We start from the raw sequence: 17,598 nt of genomic DNA, 5'->3' as shown, positions 1-17,598 counted from the left end.
CCGGTTACCCGAACCATCAGCAGACAATGCCGCCCACGTTTCTCTTTCTTCTGTATAAAATTGTCAAAGAACAGACAGTCTCAAAACCGTCGAAAACTCACCCGCTTAACTCCGCGACCCAATCTCAGTCATCAGAACCTTTCGGCCCAAACTCTCAATCTCGTCTCGCTCCGTCGCTGCGGTGCCGGGTATCTAATCCACAGTGCAAACCGTGTCAACCCATTTTTTTCAAGAAATTCACAGCCTTATCAACCGTTCCTTCCTCAATACATCAACAAAGCTTTCACCTCGCCAACGCCGCCAAACCAAACAATCAAAACCGAAATCTTAATCGCTTAACTCAACTCCAAGGACGAACCATTCTGTCGCTTGCGACGATCGCCGCCCTCGGTGAGCGCCATATAGACCCCACTCAACAAATCTGTCAACGTTCATTCATAAAAAAATACAAAGTTTCTTTCCACAGGGGATATGGTGGCTTTTAACTGAATTTCAACCGTCGCGGCGGGCTGATTCCCATTTTTACGACAATGAAATGACAAGCCAATGCATTACTACTTCGGAATCGACGGCGGCGGCAGCGGATGCCGTTTAGTGCTGGCCGATGGAAACGGAGCCATTCTCGGCACGGGAATGTCCGGTCCTGCTAATATAGGAGCGGATACGGCAAATGCCATCCTGCATATAAAGGAAGCAGCCGAGCAGGCGCGTCTTCAGGCCGACTTGCCTCCTTCTATATATATAACGAGCGTTGCCGTACTTGGCCTTGCCGGTGCGAACTCACTTACCGACCATGCCGCCGCTCATAAGCAACTGCCGTTCGGCAGAAGCAGGATCGTTTCTGATACGGTAACAGCGCTGCAGGGCGCACTTGGAAATGGCGACGGTGCCATTGCGATTCTCGGAACCGGCTCGGCATTTGTAAAAAGAACCGGCGACACGGTCGATGTTATTGGCGGGCGCGGCTTTATGCTCAGCGATCATGCAGGCGGAGCCCGTCTTGGCCGTGATCTTCTGGAGCAGACATTGCTGGTTTCAGATGGGATCAACGACGGAACGGAATTGACCAGAAAAACTCTCGGCAAGTTTGGTGACGAAGCAAAGCGGATCACGCAGTTCTCCCGCACGGCAACTGCCGCTGATTATGCAGCCTTCGCCCCCATGGTGTTTGAGTTTGCAGCAAAGGGCGACCCTCTTGGCATGAAACTTGTTTCAGATGCCTGCATCATGATCGAGCGGAACCTGCGCGCCTTAGATATCAAAGCACTGGGGCGTTTCAGTATAACCGGCGGTTTGGCGGCATCTTATGCTGCGCTCGATTTGCTACCCTATAAAGAGTTTTACACCCCGGCAAAGGGCGACAGTTTGCAAGGCGCTCTGGCTCTGGCCTTACAAAACTACAGAGATCAAGCGACTGCGACGCGAAAGTAACTTGCCGCAGGGTGCTTTCCTCCCTAATTCTTTTGGGAATACGCATTGGGATTGGATCGTCCGAAGGACATTGCAGCAGGGATGCTATGCTAACCAAAAAAGGCAAATACGGCCTGAAAGCCATGGTGCATCTTGCCGGTGTGTCTAATGGGCAGCTAGTTTCCGCAAGTGAGATTGCCGAAAGGCATCACATCCCGCGCAAGTTTCTCGATAATATCTTCATCGAACTGCGCAATGCGGGCTTTGTGCTGAGTCGCAAAGGCAAGGGCGGCGGCTTTTGTCTGGCACGTCCCGCCAGTGAAATTCACATTGGCAATATTATCCGGGCATTGGACGGTGCGCTCGCCCCCATCGCCTGCGCCAGCAAGACCGACTACCAGCCTTGCGATGACTGCGACGAGACCGAATGTGAAGTGCGGCACATGATGCTCGACGTGCGGGAAGCAATCGCCAATGTGCTCGACCATCGCACGCTTGCCGACAGCAGGGCTTCCGAAATCGCCGCGCTGTCGGCTGAGTAGTTTTTTACGCTGCGACCGACCAGCTCGGAAACGGATCACTCAGGCGTAGCCAGCTTTCCGGTTTGAACACTTCTTCCGGCACCAGACAGTCATCAAGCTCGGCGGTAATTGCGGCCCTGTTCATTGGATCGACGCCGATAAAGACGATCTCCTGCCGACGGTCACCCCATTCTGCATCGAGATAGGGTTGCATTGCGCGATGCCATTCCGGTTCAGCCGGCCAATAGCTGCGCGGAACTGCAGACCACCAGCGACCGCGTTTGTTGGTACGGACCAGCGCACCGGCCTGACTGAGTTCTCCTACATAATCAGGCCTTGTCGCCAGCCAGAAAAAACCCTTGGCGCGGACAACACCCGGCCAGCTCTTATCGATAAAGGCCTGGAAGCGGGCTGGATCGAAGGGACGACGAGCACGATAGACGAAAGAGTGCACGCCATATTCTTCTGTTTCAGGCACATGATCGTTGAAGCCGTGAAGCTCCTTATACCAAAGAGGATGCTCATGGGCGCGATTGAAATCGAAACGTCTTGTATTGAGGATCGCATCAAGCCCGACCTGACCGAAGTCCACTTCTTCAATTTGGGCATCGGGATTGAGCGACCGGATCACCTTGCGCGCAAGGTCTCGCTCCTCCGCGCTCGCTGTCGAAATCTTGTTGAGTATCACGATATCTGCAAACTCGATCTGTTCGACCAGCAGGTCGACCAGCGTGCGCTCATCCTCATCGCCCAGCGATTCACCGCGGTCGCGCAGAAAATCATTTGAAGAATAGTCTTTCAGCAGGTTGGCTGCATCAACTACCGTGACCATCGTGTCGAGGCGCGCCAGATCGGACAGGCTTTCGCCCTTTTCATCTCGAAACTCAAAGGTTGCTGCCACCGGCAGAGGCTCCGATATGCCCGTCGATTCGATCAGCAGATAATCGAAACGATCTTGAGCCGCGAGCTGGGCTACTTCTTTCAAAAGATCATCCCGCAAAGTGCAGCAGATGCAGCCATTGGTCATTTCAACGAGCTGTTCCTCGGTTCGGGATAGGTCGGCCCCACCCTCGCGCACAAGGGCCGCATCGATATTGATTTCACTCATGTCATTGACGATCACCGCAACACGGCGGTTCTCGCGATTGTTGAGAACATGATTGAGAAGGGTGGTCTTGCCTGCACCGAGAAAGCCGGAGAGTACAGTGACGGGAAGCCTTTTCATGGCAACTCCTTTGCTGGCGGTTGTGAGATACGCTGCAGTAGCAGCGTTGCTGGCTATTTATGTTATATCATTACATTCGTTTGGCTAAAAAGAGGCGGCAAAGCCACCTTTTGAGAGATCCTATAAGAAAAATACTCGACGGATGATCCCGCGTGAGCAGGAATTTGTGTCGCGGCAATACATTGCAGAATCCCGACCTGTTCTTGAATGCCCGGCTTTACAAAGCATTCATCGCCTATCGAAGATGCCGGACCGCCCATACAGACAGCCCGGCACCACAACAGGTCGCTTCTGGGTGGGGCAGCCTAGTGGTCTAATTCCGACATTTGTAAGCGCCAAATACCGATGTTGAGCAAATGTCGGAATTTAAAGACCACTAGCAACATTGTAACCTCGTGGATTTTTAGAATTTGACGTTTGAAACAGCATCAGTGTCGGCGGGCTATCAAACGTCAAATTCAATCCACGAGAACAAGGGTGCGACCAGTGCTACTTCGACAAACAATTCTTGAGGGAATCGGCCAGATTGCGAATGAGCTGCGGATAGAGATCCGGGCCGTCCTTCAATTCCGCGCCAAGCGGATCAAGCGTGCCGGTTTTGGCATCCGTTCCATCGATAACCGTATTGACCAGCTTTGGCTCAAACTGCGGCTCGGAGAACACGCAAACAGCGCCCAGTGATTTGATCTTTTCGTGAATATCCTTGATGCGTCCAGCACCCGGCGCCTTTTCAGGGCTCACTGTGATCGAGCCTGCAGCCTTCACGCCAAAGCGATTCTCGAAATACTGATATGCGTCATGGAAGACAATGAACGGCTTGTCTTTTATCGGCTGGAGTTCGCTGTTGATATCTTTGGTCAGCGCATCGAGCTTGTCAGCATAGTCAGCAGCATTCTTTTCATATTGCGCGGCATGTTCAGGATCGTTTTCGCTCAGAACCTTGGCGATATCACCGACAAGAACCTTGCCGTTCTGTGGATCAAGCCAGAAGTGAAGATCAAACTCGCCATGATGGTGGTGCTCATCGGCTTTTTCTGATGCTTCATCGGCGTGATTATGGTCGTCATGCTTCTTTTCATGCGCATGGTCATGAGCTTCGTGCTTGTGGCCCTCATGCTCATTATTATGCGCGTGCTCTCCTTCCTCGCCGCCATGATCGTGCGCCTCAAACGGGCCACCTTCGCGGAATTTGAGTTTCGTCAGCCCTTCGGCTTCGCCAAGTGCAACAACCTTGGCACCCTCGCCCAATGTGTCGAAAGGTTTGTCGAGGAAGGTTTCCATCGAAGGTCCGGCCCAGAAAATCACCTTGGCATGTTCAATGGCTTCGGCATCCGATGGCTTCAGACTATAGGAATGCTCAGAGCCTGCGCCCTGAACAATGAGCTTCGGCTCACCCACACCCTGCATAACTGCTGCGACAAGCGAATGCAGCGGCTTGATGGAAACAACGACGCCTTCGCGCTCGGCGGCTGATGCCGCTGTGCCGAAAACCGCCATAAATGCAGATGCCATAAGCAGGGAGCGGAGATGTTTCATGGGTCTCTCTTGAAGAATTCGCCGAGGGGAACAACATAGATGAGTGATATGTTATTTTATTACGTCATTTGCGTTATGCTATAACGTCTGCAATAAGGAGATACAACCTCTTTTTGGAGAAATGTGCACAGCCGAGAGACGGCCAAGGCAAACAGACCCGAATCGGCATACTCTCCCTAATTCTTGAGACAAGAATTTTAGAACGCACGATTCATTTTACCAAAAGCATCGTTAAAGGCAGCGAAAGCTCAAATTAGAATGGCCCATAAGACCGCCCTCCCCGCGCATTCAGAGCGGGAACCATTGATCGAGCTGAAAGGCGCCGGCGTTTATCGCGACGGGCGATGGCTTGTGCGCAATGTTGATCTTACCGTCCATCGCGGCGAGATCGTTACGCTGATTGGACCGAACGGCGCGGGAAAAAGCACCACTGCCAAAATGGCTCTGCGCGTTTTGAAACCCGATGAGGGCGCGATCACCCATAAAAGCGGCCTTCGCATCGGCTATGTGCCGCAGAAGATCAATATTGATCGTACCATGCCGCTCTCGGTAGAGCGTTTAATGACACTGACTGGCCCCCTCGGCAAAAGTGAAATTGCGGATGCCCTTCAGGCGGTCGGCATTTCGCATCTCCTTAAAGCCGAGATTGCCAATCTTTCCGGTGGCGAGTTTCAGCGCGCCCTCATGGCGCGCGCTTTAGCACGCAAACCCGACATTATGGTATTGGATGAGCCGGTACAGGGCGTCGATTTTTCCGGTGAAGCCGCACTTTACGAGCTGATTGCAAAACTGCGCGATGATACCGGTTGCGGTGTCCTGCTGATTTCACACGATCTGCATCTGGTGATGGCAGCAACAGATCGCGTAATCTGCCTGAACGGTCATGTCTGCTGCAGTGGAACACCGCGCGATGTGACCTCAAGCCCCGAATATACGCGACTTTTCGGCAGCCGAGCGGTCGCTCCGCTTGCTGTCTATGAACATCACCACGATCATACCCACCTGCCCGATGGCCGCGTACTTCATGCCGATGGTTCTGTAACCGATCATTGTCATGCCGATGACGGCCATCATCACGATCATCATGAACATGATCACGGTGGGAACGGGCACGAAGGCCACAACAATCACGGGCATCACGGGGAGAAGCCACATGCTTGATGACTTTTTCACCCGCGCCCTTATTGCCGGTGTCGGTCTGGCGCTGACCACGGGTCCGCTTGGCTGTTTCATTGTGTGGCGCCGCATGGCCTATTTTGGCGACACGATGGCCCATTCAGCACTGCTGGGTGTAGCACTTGCTCTTATCTTCGACATCAATTTGATGATCGGGGTTTTTGCCGTTTCCGTCATGATTTCGGCAATTCTTCTGCTTTTGCAGCGACGCCATACGTTATCGGCAGATTCCCTGCTCGGCATTCTGTCCCATGCGACCTTGTCGCTTGGTCTGGTGATCGTGGCTTTCATGACCTGGGTGCGTATCGATCTGCTCTCGTTCCTTTTCGGCGATTTGCTTGCAGTTTCGCGGATCGACATTGCCTTCATCTATGGCGGCGGCATTCTCGTTCTGGGTGTCATTGCATGGCTCTGGCGCCCTTTGCTGGCCGCAACCGTCAGCGAGGACATTGCGCGTGCAGAAGGAATGAACCCTGCCGTCTCGCGGATCGTCTTCATGCTGCTTCTGGCGATTGTGATTGCCATTGCGATGAAGATTGTCGGCATTCTGCTGATTACATCGCTTCTGATCATTCCCGCAGCGACCGCACGGCGCTTTTCCTCCACACCGGAGAGAATGGCCATTCTCGCATCTGTGATTGGTGCGCTCGGCGTCATTGGCGGGCTATATGGCTCTGTCCAGTTCGACACGCCATCCGGCCCATCAATCGTGGTTGCCGCACTTGCTATTTTCATTTTCAGCCTCTTGCCCCTACATAAAGGGGAGGCATCACTGAAACGGACCGCTGGCCAATGAGCAATCATCACCACCATCATAACCATGCATCGCATGATCTGACCCGCAATCAGACGCTCGTTTTCAACGTGCTGTCCAAGGCGGATGGTCCTCTCAGCGCCTATACAATCCTCGACCAGCTCCGTGACGACGGTTTCCGTGCGCCGCTGCAGGTCTATCGGGCGCTCGAAAAGCTGCTCGAATTTGGCATGGTGCATCGCCTTGAAAGCCTCAACGCTTTTGTTGCCTGTGCTCATCCGCAATGCCACCAGCACGGATTGATTGCTTTTGCGATTTGCGAGCAATGCGGTCAGGTGACAGAGTTTTCAGATCCGGCCATCGAAAATCTCGTTAGCGCCTGGAGCCTCCAAAGCGGGTTCAAGTCACGCAAAACCACGCTGGAACTGCGTGGTCGCTGTGAAAAATGCGGTGAGCATTGAACTTAGGTAACGCTTACTAAAGCGATGCCTGCTATATTTTCCCTTCGAGGGGAACAGCAGGCAGAAATTTATGGTACGCAACAAGCCGTCTCAGGAGCGACGTAAGGAGGAGCGACAGCGTACGCGGCTGCGATCAGGCAAGGTTATCGATCTTGATGGTCGGTTCATTATCGAATGCCAGTTCAGCGATATTGCTCCACACGGCGCACGGTTGAGAATCACCGAAGTTCCCAGTCTTCCCGAACGCTTCTGGCTATTTGACGATCATTATGCGCGCGCACTTCTGGCGCAGATTGTCTGGCGTGAAAAACGTGAAGTCGGCGTCCAGTTTACTGTAGACCCTTCCCTGCCCCCGTTGGATGACGAACGCCTAAGCCAGCTGGCAGGAAAGTACTATTCTCTCTAACTCTTTATTTTTATTGCATTATCCAACGCATCGCAGCAGGAAAAGAAATCGGTCCAGCGAACTGATTTCCCTGCGGAGGCGCTCCGCACTTTTGCAGGAAATGCTGTGAGTTAGTGTTCGGCCGACGCCTGCTTGCCCGCTGTATCCGGTGATACAGCACCGCCACGCATATTCATGGCACGGATTTCTTCAGCGGAAATATAATTGAACTGCTCGACGAGCAGGTCCTTGATGACCGGCTCTGGAAAACGTGCATTCAAATCGGTGATCACCGATGCGCGAACATCCTCGAACTTTACTTTCTCGACTTCTTTCGTATCCGAATAGCTGCCGTAGAACTTACGGAAAATCTCGTCACTGATGAAATATTCGAGCGGAACCGTGATCTTTTTCCGGATATTCGAATCGATCGTATAAACCAGCTGCGTCACGACATAGCCCGCAACGCTACCATTGGAGATGATCGGAACGCTCATCACATCCGTTTTGACGTAATCGAGCCCGCCGAATCCTCCTGCCTCCGCTTTCACCTCACCAGATGAGCCATCATTCTGGCGAACGGCGAAAAACAGCGAGCCCAAAGCGACTGCACAGATCCAGAGACCGATTACGATTGTGCGGATCATCTTGCGTGACCGAGCCTCGCGCTCTGCATGCTGTAAGTGCCGTCGGCATCCTGCGTTTCAAGCGCACCGCGAATAAGATCGGCCAGCTCGCCAACAGCGCGCAGATGCAACTGCAGCGCTTCGCAATTCTTCTCAAGCTTCTGCTTGAGGCTGTCGAGCAATGGCTGTAATCCCTTCATCGTCGCTGGTTCAGCAAGGCTTGCAGCCTTTTTGATTGCCTTGTTGAAGTCGTACAGGCCACGGCTCTTGCGTGAATTAATCTCAGCAAGATCCGGATGACCGCCTTCAAGCAGAAGACGAGTTTCAGTATCAATGACGTCCTCAAGACGCTGAATTGCACGCACGACCGGCGATAGTACAGGCTGCTGTTCCAGTTCCTGAACCGGGTCTGCCTCCAGTGCTGCTTCCGCCACTTGCGGCAGCAGGCTGATTTCGGAGCTTGTGTCAGTCATTTTCGGGTTCCTCAATTATATAGCATTTCCAGCAAAAGTACGAAGCGGCTTTGCGTCGGATAATGCGTAAAAACAAACAGTTACAGCGGTTCCAACGATCCATTCTTGACTGGAGCCGCTGTAGGTATCAGCAGGTCGCGGTTTTATTCGCCAGTCCGGCTCTGGAAGGGTTTGCTGTCCTGACCGCCCGATTCTGTGCTTGATGTTCAGCATCAGCTACGAGCGCGATCTCCACTTTCATTGTTTCCCAATTGTTTCTGAATGAGCTGCCGTTCAAATCCGTGAACGATATCTTTTGAAACTGCGTCTGTGTTCATTCCCTGTCCCAGATCGTCGATCACGCCTCCTAAGGCCAAGGTTGACGAGTTTTCCGCGCGCACCTTTTGCGCTGCCTGCGCTTCAAGCATTTTGGCGATACCAACTCCGCCGGTATCAGCCATCTTGTTCGCCATCGCTTCGGCCATCATCGATTTCCAATATTCGCCTGCGATGCCCTTGCCGAAGGTAGCTGTCGTATCGCTGGTAAACATCGACTGAACGAAAGATTGCAGCATGAAAGCTTCAAACTTCCGATAAGCCGGATTGACCGTGTTCGCCCCTTGCGGATTGAACCGAACGCCTGAAGCCAGGCTTTCAGAAAAACTGACGAAGTTTGATCCCGTATCCGTATCAGCGCCCACCGGACCAGTGCTTGCCGATATGGATTTCAGACGCTCTGCCGCAAGGCGATACGCCTGCGGATCAGCCGCACGCGCCACGTCCATAACCAGATCTGACGGCGGATTAATCGCCATACAACTTGTCCTTCTTCATCTCTTGATTGCACATTAATCTGTCAAACTTGACTGAAGCTTGCGGTACGAATCAGTTTCAATTTTATGACAAAGCCTTGGTCAACGCGGCCGGTGCAAACTCACCAGATTTATTGCAATTAACTGATTTTATTTACTATTTTTCGATTGTGATCGCGACTTATAGCCCTACGAGGCGGTGGTTTTCCGGCTAACAAACTCTTCAATCAGGCTTGCAAGCTCTCGTCTTTCGGCATCATTGCGAACAGTTTCGAGCCGATCTTCCAAAAGTTCTACCCGACGTTGTTCTTTCAAAAGGCCGCTGCGTTCTGATTCGAGCTGCTGCTCAATCTGTTCAGTTGCGAGCGCATTCGCCCCCAGGCGTTTGATGAGCAGAGATGGATCGACAGTAAAGGCATCGCCGTCATAACGGCGATCCTGCATGGCGATCAGCGCGTCACGTTCTTCATCCAGAACAGTCTTGCGGTTGCTGGTTGCAGCCAGCGAGGCTTCCAGCCGTGCAGCGCCGAGCTTCTGCAAGGTGATGAGCTTTTTCAGATTACGGGCATTGATTTGAGCCATGCAATCCTCAGAACAAATCGCGCAACTGCGTCGCAGCTTCGCTGGTGAAAAAACGCAGCAATTCGGGCAGGATGAAGTAAACAACCAGAAGACCGCCGCCCAGCACGAAGGGCATCGATACAAAGTAGATCGGGATCGTCGGCGTCAACTTATTGATAAGACCGATGGCGAAATTGACCAGAATCGCAAACACGATAAAGGGTGCTGCGATGCGTAACGTCGCCAGAAATGCTGCAGAAAGTGCATCGCTGATGTCGATCATCGCAGCATCAGGCCTGAAATGCCCCTCAACAGGGATAGCCGTATAGGAGCTCAGCAGCGCTCGTAGAATTTCAAGATGCATATCCGTGACGAAAAACAGGAATAGCGCACTGAAAGTAACAATGGTCGCAAGCGTTGCCTGTGGTTCTGCTTCTGTAATCGCGTCTGCCGGGGTACCCGAATAGCCAACAGCCATTGCCATCATGTTGGCCATGAACTGCAATGCCCAGAAATAGATATGCGACAGAATTCCGATCACCCCTCCGATGAACATTTCGCTGAGCATCAGGCGAAACATCGCCAGCGGATGGCTGCCATCTAAGCTTGGAGCAATATTCTGGATCACCAAAGGCAAGACCGCAAAAGAACAGGCCAGCGCGATAAACAATCGTACCTGCAAGGGAATGCGTCCGCTTGAAATGCCGGGCATCAGCATCAAACATGCGCCAACGCGGCAGAATGCAAGCATGGCCGCGAAGACAAGTTCATTGATCGGCAGTTGCGTGATGGGCAACGGGTTCACTCCCCCGTCAGGAAATCGCGCCGAGCGATTTCACTTCGACACCACGCGCAATCTCCACATGCGACAGCACGGGAAGCGTTGCAAACAGCCGCTCGATAATCATGCGAATGTAAGGGCGCGCTTCCGGCGAAGAAACGAGGACAAAACGCTCGCCGCTATCGAAATGTTTGCGGATCGCTGTGGTTGCTTCTGTGCCGAACTGCTCAAGCTGGCGCGGGTCGATATCAAATTCGACGATTTCGCCCTTATTGTCGCGCTTGAGGCTCTGGTGGAACACGAGGTCCCAACGATTGCCAAGACGAAGCACGTTAAGAACACCATTGTCTGAAAGATCGCCGCATATCTGCTGCGCCATCCGCATCCGAACATGCTCGACGATCATCTCAGGTCGGCGGACCAGAGGCGCAATTTCGGCGATGGATTCGAGAATAAGATGCAGATTACGGATCGAGACGCGCTCCGCAAGCAGCAGCTTCAAGACTGCCTGCAGCCCCGAATAGGAAATATTGGCCGGGCAAATATCTTCCAGAAGCTTGCGATATTCCGGACCAAGGCGGTCCAGCAGAATACGCATATCCTTGTAGGAGAGAAGCTGCGCCAGATTGTTGCGCACGATTTCGCTAAGATGGGTGAGCAGAACCGACAAGTTGTCGACAGTCATATAGCCGTCGCGGCGAAGATCTGAAGCAAAAGTCTCCGGCACGGAATAAGCACGCATACCGAAAGCTGGTTCCCGTACTTCTTCACCCGGAATGGATGGCAATGGACGCTCGCCCAGCACCACGAGAATTTCACCAACCCGCAATTCATGGCTCGCAACCGCGGTACCGTGAATTTTGATGCGATAGCTCTTTGGCGGCAGCGAAATATCGTCAGTAACTTTGATCTCTGGAATGACGAAACCATATTCCTGAGCAAACTTCTTGCGCATCTTGGCGACGCGGTGCGCCAGCTCCTGCTGCGAAGCGATGAGACGTGCGGAAAGCTGCTTGCCCAGGCAAAGTTCGATCTGCGTGGTTTCCAGCGAAGCCTTGACCGAGTTGCGTTCCTGCTCTTCTGCATCACGCTGCTTCGACTGTGCTTCTGCCTCTTCCGCCTCGCGCTGACGCGCCTGACGGCGTGGCACGGCAATACCGACAAATGCCATTGCACCACCAAGCAGGAAGAACGGGAAAGCCGGAAGGCCGGGCATGATACCCAGAACAAACAGAAGGAAGGCAGCAATCAAAAGCGCCTTGGGGTAAGCGCCGAGCTGACCAAAGATCGCCTGATCAGCGGAACCGCGGGTCCCGCCTTTGGACACCAGAAGACCCGCTGCGAGCGAAACGATCAGCGCAGGAATCTGCGTAACCAGACCGTCACCAACCGAGAGCTTGGTGAAGACGTCTGCAGCTTCCGAAATATCCATACCATGGCGGGTAACGCCAATGATAATCCCGCCGAAAATATTGACGGCGGTAATGATCAAACCGGCAATCGCATCACCGCGCACGAACTTGGACGCGCCGTCCATCGAACCGAAGAACGAGCTTTCCTCTTCCAGTTCACGACGGCGATGCTGTGCCTGCTTTTCGTCGATCAGACCCGACGAAAGATCGGCGTCAATCGCCATCTGTTTACCGGGAATAGCATCGAGCGTGAAGCGGGCACCCACTTCCGCGATACGCGTCGCACCCTTGGTGATGACGAGGAAGTTGACGATGATGAGGATTGTGAAAACCACAAGACCGATGACAAAATCACCGCCCATCACAAACTGCGAAAAGCCATGAATAACATGGCCTGCAGCTAAATAGCCCTCATTACCATGGGTCAGGATCACGCGCGTCGTCGCAATATTGAGCGACAGACGCATCATGGTCGCAATCAGCAGCACCGTCGGGAAGGCCGAGAAATCAAGCGGACGTTGAATCCAGAGCGAAACCATGAGGATAAGGACGGAGAACGCAATTGAGAAAGCGAGGCCGATATCCAGAACAACCGCAGGAACAGGCAGGAAAAGCACTGTCAGAATAATGACGATACCGGCAGCAAGACCCATGTCGCTACCGGTCAGAATTCCACGTTTTGTCAATGGCTTAGCTGCTGCCTGTTGCACGTCCGTCTCCTGTTGTCAGACGGAACATAAACGACGAAGCTTGCGCGAGGGCTGCGTTAGAGCAAAAGTCTTATCGGAGTGAAACGAAGATCGATAAGATTATGCTTCAAATAAAAAGGCTTACGGCGCCGATCTGATCCAATCAGATCGAAACGCGCTCTAGAAACCCTTTTCGATGCGCGAATAAGCAAGCAGCGTGAAAGAGTTGATCTGCGCGCCAACAAATGGTGCAGTAAAGGCAAGCACCACGAAAATAACGATGATCTTCGGCACGAAAGTCAGCGTCATTTCCTGAATCTGGGTCAAAGCCTGAAAAAGCGCGATGCCGATACCTGCAAGCATCGCCGCAAGTACGGCTGGTCCGCTCGCCATAAGCACGGTCCAGATCGCCGAATTGACGATATCGAGCGCATCAGCTTCGTTCACAGGTAAGGTCCTCAGCGCACAGCGCTTTTGCGCGGTTTCGGTTCAGATGAACTATCGAAACTGCGTCTCAATCCAGATTTTAGCACATGCCATTGTCTCCAAACCCGCACCCGGCTTTGGAGACATCGTTTAACTGATCTTGACGCCCTGGCCGATCAGCATCGTCTTGCCGTCTTCGAGTTCAGCAAGCATCCCCGACGACTGGATCGTGACAGACTTGACCACACCCGTAACCGTGCCGTCAGCACTGGTCAGCGTGCGGCCAATCCAGCCTTCAGCCTGCGAAAGCGAGGAATTGGCGATCAGCGTTTCGAGCTTGCTGTTCATCTGCACCGCCTGTTCGACATTGGAGAATGTCGCAAGCTGCGAGACATATTGCGTCGCATCCATCGGCTGTGTGGGGTCCTGGTTCTGCATCTGAGTGACGAGAAGCTTCAAAAAGGAATTGTAATCCACACTCGCCTTTGCGGCAGCAGAACTGCTGCTTGATGACGAATTTGCCGTGTTGTTGGCGCCGACTGTCGATGTTGTCGTCATAGACTTGCCCCTTAGAGCGCTGTTTGTCCCAAAGGACGCTCTAGTGCATTTCCTGTTGAAACTGAATCATAGGAAATACTCTATCTGTTTGTTTTTACGCGGATCTGGTTCCAAAAACCGAGTTAGATTCTTGGGCCGATCCCATAGGCTTTTCTGTTTGTATGGCAGACACCGACAGGTCTTTTTCACCCATCAGCTCTGCCTCACGCTTATATTGCGTGCGAATTGTTTTCAGTGCATCGAAGACGCGCCCGTTATGCACCAGCTCATCAACGAGCTTGAGCGCATTGAGGATCTCCGCATCCTTGAACGTCGCAAACATGCCCTTCAGCATCTGGGCAAACGTGTTTCGCGCCTGTTCCCTCAGAGCCGGCTCAATCAGGATCATCTGCGCCGCAAAATAGAGCTGACGCAGCGGGGATGTCGTCTCTTCCGGCTGCAAAACATGGTTTTCCAGAAGGAATGTCGCGTCGTTCAAAAGCTCCAGCGAAACCTTGCGGTCAGCTTTCAAAACCGCGCCGTTGATATAAATCTTTTCGCCTGCACGCAGCGAAAGACGGATCGCTGATTTGCCGTTCGTCGTCATGTCACAGACCGTCACGGATAGATTGAGTAATCTCGATCAGCGTGTCGTAATCGGTGCTTTCACCCTGTCGAATTTGCTCGATCTCTTTGAGAATGAAGATTCCAACCGAAATGATTGCGGCTTTCAGTTCTTTTGGAAGCACATTCTCTTCTGAACCCAGATCTTCAATGATTGTGGTCCACAGCTTGGTTGTGAAGTAGGAAGCATCGATGCCTTCGCGCGATCCGGCACCATGGGCTTTCGCGGCGGCGAGCATTTCAATCGAGCGATCAAAAAGCATCCGCTCGCGTTCCTTGGCGCTCGCCATATCATCATTCATGACGTCTTCGTAGCGCAGCTGATACATGTAGTCTCCGTTTTCCGGCACCACCCATACGAACCGCATCATGCTGCCCGATTTGTGATGTTCTTCTTCGGGGCGGGCGAGCGCCCCACAGTATTTGAGCATTTCCAGCAAAAGTGCGCTGCGGCTTTGCGTCGGATAATGCGTAGAACAAACAGTTGCTGCGGTTCCAACGATTCATTCTTAACTGGAACCGCTTTAGAGGCACAACGCGTCGATCCAATAGTTGAAAGCGACCTTTATGCATCCAAGAGAGCGCATGGCGCTCAAATGGTTTTATTTCAAATAGTTGAGCAAGCTCAGATTCTGCAGCTGAACAGTCAGCGCATAAGAAGTCTCGATCTGCGACATCAGCGCATTGACGCGTGTTGCAGCCTCATAAGGATCGACCGATTCAAGATCCAGAACCGATTCATTGAGGATCTTCTGCTGTGCCCCAATCCGTGTTGTCGCGGCATTGGTGCGCTGCTGAGCCAGACCCAGCGTCGTCTGTTCAGACGTCGTCTCGGTAATTGCCTGCGTTGTGGTCTGCATTGCCTGATTTGTCAGCGCCTGAAACGCTGAATTACTCAGACCGATCGTTGCGAACTCGGACACCATCACTGCAGACATGATGGTCTTGCGGAAACCATCAGCATTTGCCGAAATGGAGGTCGAAGCCGTTTCAGTTGGCGAAATACGGCTCTTGATCACAGTATCGGAAGCATTCGACCAATTGGCATCCCAGTTGGCATCGTTGAACTGCTCGGCAAAATCACCTTCGAGGAAGGTCTTCATTTGATCGCCAGTGATATTGGCAACCTGCGGATCATTCATGGGAAAACCGAAATGATCTTCAAATGCCTGACGAACCGCATTCTGTGCCTGGCTGCCTTCCGTGTAGTCAGCAATCGGCTTCACGTCGGTGTTCACGCCTGAGAAGATATATTCGCCATTATAGCTGGTGTTGAGCAGGCCCGTTACTGAATCCAGCAACGACTTTGCCGTTTTCGCAGCAGTCTGCGCACTTTCAATAGTGCTGTTTGCGCCCGTCAGATCACCCAGAAAATCCTGCGTGCTCTCGATAATGGTGGTGGTCGCAGTCTGTGTCGTCGTCATGCGCTGCTGCAGCAGCTTGTTCATATCGGTCAGAACGGTAAGGCGATCATATTCCTTGCGCAGCGATATGGTCTGTCCAGACTTGGAACCAAGAGACAAACCAACATCGAAAACCGTACCTGTGGTGGCTTCCTGCTGCGCCTTTGCAAGCTCGGCCTTCGTCTTTGCGACGAGAACCTTGAGGGCTGAAGCTGCACCATATGTAGAAATAGATTGCGCTTTCATAAGCCTCACACCGCTCTAAGAAGTTCGTCAAGCATGGCGTTGACCGTCGTCAGTACCCGGCTTGATGCCTGATAGGAATGTTCCAGATCGAGAAGCAGTGCCATCTCGGTGTTGATATCGACACCGTTGGCATTGGACAGAGCCTGATCGGCCTGGGTTGCTACAGTCTGGTTATAAGAGAAATTGGCATTCGCAGTCTTGCGCTTGCCTTCAAGCCAGCTGATGGACGACGCGCTGTAATCAATCAGGCTCGCATTTGAGCTGAGACCTGCCGAAGAAGCGAAAGTCAGCGGCTCGGAGAACGCCTCATTCAACGCGCGCAGACGATCGCTAAAGCCACTGGCGCCGGTTGAATTATATTTGTAATTCGCGCCATTTGCACCGCCATCGCGCAACAGCAGCGAGCTGCCGCCTTCGGTTGCAACAAATGCCGATGACACATTGATCGTGCCTGCGAGACCAGCTGTCACACCCGCACCTGGAACGGCAGGCGAACCTGACCAGCCGAAAAGGCCTGTTAGTTTTGGACCTGCACCGGTCTGGTCGGTTTCTGCAAACATCGACACCAGACCGCGAGCGATCTCGTCGAGCTGCATCTGATACTGCGGCGCAATCTGATCGCGCAGCTGCAGAAGTCCGCTCAGACGGCCAGTGCCATAAGGCTGATCGAATGTATCATGCGTAAGCGGGACACCATCGACGAGAACGGCATTGCCAGCAACACCAGCCGCCAGACCACCGGAGGATTCGAAGCTGATCTTGCGCGCTGTGGTTTCAAACAGCGTCACACCATTTTCCGCAAAAATGACCATGTCATTATCGCCGCGAACCATGGTTGTGATGCCCAGTTCGCCGGAAAGCTGCTTCAGCAGTGAATCGCGCTGATCAAGAAAATCAGACACATCGTTGCCAGCGCGTGTACCGCTGACGATCTGCTGGTTGATCTTCTCGAACTTCGACAACACGTCGTTGATATTGGCAACGGAGTCCGCGATTTCATTATCTGCATCGGTACGCAGAGACTGGATCTGCTTCGTGCCAGCGTTCAATGCATTGGCCAGCGACTGCGCTGTTGAAACGACGCTATCACCAAGGGCCGAATTGGATGGCGAGGCAGCAAAAGTCTGGAGTGCATCGCGAAGATCGCCGATCAACGCCGAAGGCGAACCTGAGAAATTATCTGCCGAATAAAGCGACGAAAGGCGGTCAAGTCCGCCTGCGAGAATGGACGACGACGATGCCGTGCTGTTCGACTGGATAAAGCGGTTGAACAACGCTTCGTCAGCGGATCGGCTTATATTGACATAAAGCGAACCATACGGCCCCGAAGCCAGCGACGCAGTGCGGCGCGAGTAATCAGGATCATTGACCCCCGCAATATTGCGAGAGACGACTGACGTCTGCTTGGACGTTGCCGCAAGCGAACTTTTGGCCGTCAGAAGAGCAGAACTAAGCGACATCTTATCCCCATCCTACGTCGAACCGTTTTTGTTGCGAAAACAGTCCAGTTTTAAAACTGCAATTCCGGGGAGACTGACCACCTCCCCGGAACCGCATCAAT

General features: G+C 52.9%; 20 protein-coding genes and 1 pseudogene. 7 read left to right on the top strand and 14 right to left on the bottom strand.

Translation table 11 applies throughout. The features are described from left to right. The 3 genes and pseudogenes from ABWV94_RS10285 to ABWV94_RS10275 all read left to right on the top strand — a co-directional run. A pseudogene (locus ABWV94_RS10285) lies at positions 1-485 on the top strand (hypothetical protein); the annotation flags it as partial. A 61-nt stretch (positions 486-546) separates the two neighbouring features. Then, positions 547-1,431, top strand: a complete 885-nt coding sequence (locus ABWV94_RS10280; RefSeq protein ID WP_353413517.1) for a glucosamine kinase nucleotide-binding domain-containing protein — start codon at positions 547-549, stop codon at positions 1,429-1,431. Between the two features lie 86 nt (positions 1,432-1,517). Beyond that, positions 1,518-1,952 (top strand): RrF2 family transcriptional regulator, encoded by a 435-nt coding sequence (locus ABWV94_RS10275; protein ID WP_007876995.1) that lies wholly within the window; start codon positions 1,518-1,520, stop codon positions 1,950-1,952. Positions 1,953-1,956: 4 nt separating this feature from the next. On the opposite strand, the gene zigA is transcribed toward ABWV94_RS10275, so the two are convergent. Together zigA and znuA are read right to left on the bottom strand one after the other, a co-directional pair. Further along, positions 1,957-3,156: a zinc metallochaperone GTPase ZigA gene (gene zigA / locus ABWV94_RS10270; RefSeq protein WP_353413515.1), complete on the bottom strand. Its 1,200-nt coding sequence runs from the start codon at positions 3,154-3,156 to the stop codon at positions 1,957-1,959. Positions 3,157-3,645: 489 nt separating this feature from the next. Continuing rightward, complete coding sequence (gene znuA, locus ABWV94_RS10265; RefSeq protein WP_353413513.1) at positions 3,646-4,692, bottom strand: zinc ABC transporter substrate-binding protein ZnuA; 1,047 nt, start codon at positions 4,690-4,692, stop codon at positions 3,646-3,648. A 258-nt stretch (positions 4,693-4,950) separates the two neighbouring features. Here znuA and ABWV94_RS10260 point away from each other — a divergent pair, with 258 nt between their 5' ends. The 4 genes from ABWV94_RS10260 to ABWV94_RS10245 all read left to right on the top strand — a co-directional run bounded on the left by ABWV94_RS10260 (position 4,951) and on the right by ABWV94_RS10245 (position 7,489). After that, positions 4,951-5,853 (top strand): ATP-binding cassette domain-containing protein, encoded by a 903-nt coding sequence (locus tag ABWV94_RS10260; RefSeq protein ID WP_353413511.1) that lies wholly within the window; start codon positions 4,951-4,953, stop codon positions 5,851-5,853. Then, positions 5,783-6,664 carry a zinc ABC transporter permease subunit ZnuB gene (gene znuB, locus ABWV94_RS10255; RefSeq protein WP_502905166.1) on the top strand — a complete coding sequence of 294 codons (882 nt, stop codon included), beginning with the start codon at positions 5,783-5,785 and terminating at the stop codon, positions 6,662-6,664. The genes ABWV94_RS10260 and znuB overlap by 71 nt, the downstream gene beginning before the upstream one ends. Continuing rightward, entirely contained in the window at positions 6,661-7,083 is a 423-nt protein-coding gene (locus tag ABWV94_RS10250) for a Fur family transcriptional regulator (RefSeq protein WP_007877005.1), read from the top strand. The genes znuB and ABWV94_RS10250 overlap by 4 nt, the downstream gene beginning before the upstream one ends. Positions 7,084-7,153: 70 nt before the next feature. Next, entirely contained in the window at positions 7,154-7,489 is a 336-nt protein-coding gene (locus ABWV94_RS10245) for a PilZ domain-containing protein (RefSeq protein ID WP_079213157.1), read from the top strand. A 110-nt stretch (positions 7,490-7,599) separates the two neighbouring features. On the opposite strand, the gene ABWV94_RS10240 is transcribed toward ABWV94_RS10245, so the two are convergent. The 12 genes from ABWV94_RS10240 to flgK form a co-directional block, all read right to left on the bottom strand. Beyond that, positions 7,600-8,115, bottom strand: coding sequence for a hypothetical protein (locus tag ABWV94_RS10240; protein WP_064321447.1), 516 nt, complete (start codon positions 8,113-8,115; stop codon positions 7,600-7,602). Then, positions 8,112-8,567: a flagellar protein FlgN gene (locus ABWV94_RS10235; RefSeq protein ID WP_079213160.1), complete on the bottom strand. Its 456-nt coding sequence runs from the start codon at positions 8,565-8,567 to the stop codon at positions 8,112-8,114. Before ABWV94_RS10235 ends, ABWV94_RS10240 begins: the two co-directional genes overlap by 4 nt. A gap of 212 nt (positions 8,568-8,779) precedes the next feature. Next, complete coding sequence (locus ABWV94_RS10230; RefSeq protein WP_312470024.1) at positions 8,780-9,361, bottom strand: rod-binding protein; 582 nt, start codon at positions 9,359-9,361, stop codon at positions 8,780-8,782. A gap of 186 nt (positions 9,362-9,547) precedes the next feature. Continuing rightward, on the bottom strand, positions 9,548-9,940 hold the full coding sequence (locus tag ABWV94_RS10225) for a hypothetical protein (protein ID WP_079213161.1): 393 nt from the start codon (positions 9,938-9,940) through the stop codon (positions 9,548-9,550). Positions 9,941-9,947: 7 nt separating this feature from the next. Further along, positions 9,948-10,715, bottom strand: coding sequence for a flagellar biosynthetic protein FliR (gene fliR / locus ABWV94_RS10220; protein ID WP_353413508.1), 768 nt, complete (start codon positions 10,713-10,715; stop codon positions 9,948-9,950). 16 nt (positions 10,716-10,731) lie between these two features. Next, complete coding sequence (gene flhA, locus ABWV94_RS10215) at positions 10,732-12,822, bottom strand: flagellar biosynthesis protein FlhA (RefSeq protein ID WP_007877012.1); 2,091 nt, start codon at positions 12,820-12,822, stop codon at positions 10,732-10,734. 159 nt (positions 12,823-12,981) lie between these two features. Continuing rightward, complete coding sequence (gene fliQ / locus ABWV94_RS10210) at positions 12,982-13,248, bottom strand: flagellar biosynthesis protein FliQ (protein ID WP_064321443.1); 267 nt, start codon at positions 13,246-13,248, stop codon at positions 12,982-12,984. A 129-nt stretch (positions 13,249-13,377) separates the two neighbouring features. Beyond that, positions 13,378-13,785, bottom strand: a complete 408-nt coding sequence (flgD, locus tag ABWV94_RS10205) for a flagellar hook assembly protein FlgD (protein WP_353413506.1) — start codon at positions 13,783-13,785, stop codon at positions 13,378-13,380. 94 nt (positions 13,786-13,879) lie between these two features. Further along, a complete protein-coding gene (flbT, locus tag ABWV94_RS10200; RefSeq protein WP_353413504.1) occupies positions 13,880-14,371 on the bottom strand; it encodes a flagellar biosynthesis repressor FlbT in 492 nt (163 codons plus the stop codon). A gap of 1 nt (position 14,372) precedes the next feature. Beyond that, positions 14,373-14,717 (bottom strand): flagellar biosynthesis regulator FlaF, encoded by a 345-nt coding sequence (flaF, locus tag ABWV94_RS10195; protein WP_007877021.1) that lies wholly within the window; start codon positions 14,715-14,717, stop codon positions 14,373-14,375. A 273-nt stretch (positions 14,718-14,990) separates the two neighbouring features. Further along, a complete protein-coding gene (locus tag ABWV94_RS10190) occupies positions 14,991-16,037 on the bottom strand; it encodes a flagellar hook-associated family protein (protein WP_353413502.1) in 1,047 nt (348 codons plus the stop codon). 5 nt (positions 16,038-16,042) lie between these two features. After that, positions 16,043-17,497: a flagellar hook-associated protein FlgK gene (gene flgK, locus ABWV94_RS10185; protein WP_079213163.1), complete on the bottom strand. Its 1,455-nt coding sequence runs from the start codon at positions 17,495-17,497 to the stop codon at positions 16,043-16,045. Positions 17,498-17,598: the final 101 nt, after the last annotated feature.

Origin of the sequence: Brucella sp. NBRC 12953, assembly GCF_040369775.1 — a bacterium.
GTDB classification, from domain to species: Bacteria; Pseudomonadota; Alphaproteobacteria; order Rhizobiales; family Rhizobiaceae; genus Brucella; species Brucella pseudogrignonensis.
This window is presented reverse-complemented; position numbering and strand designations above follow the sequence as displayed.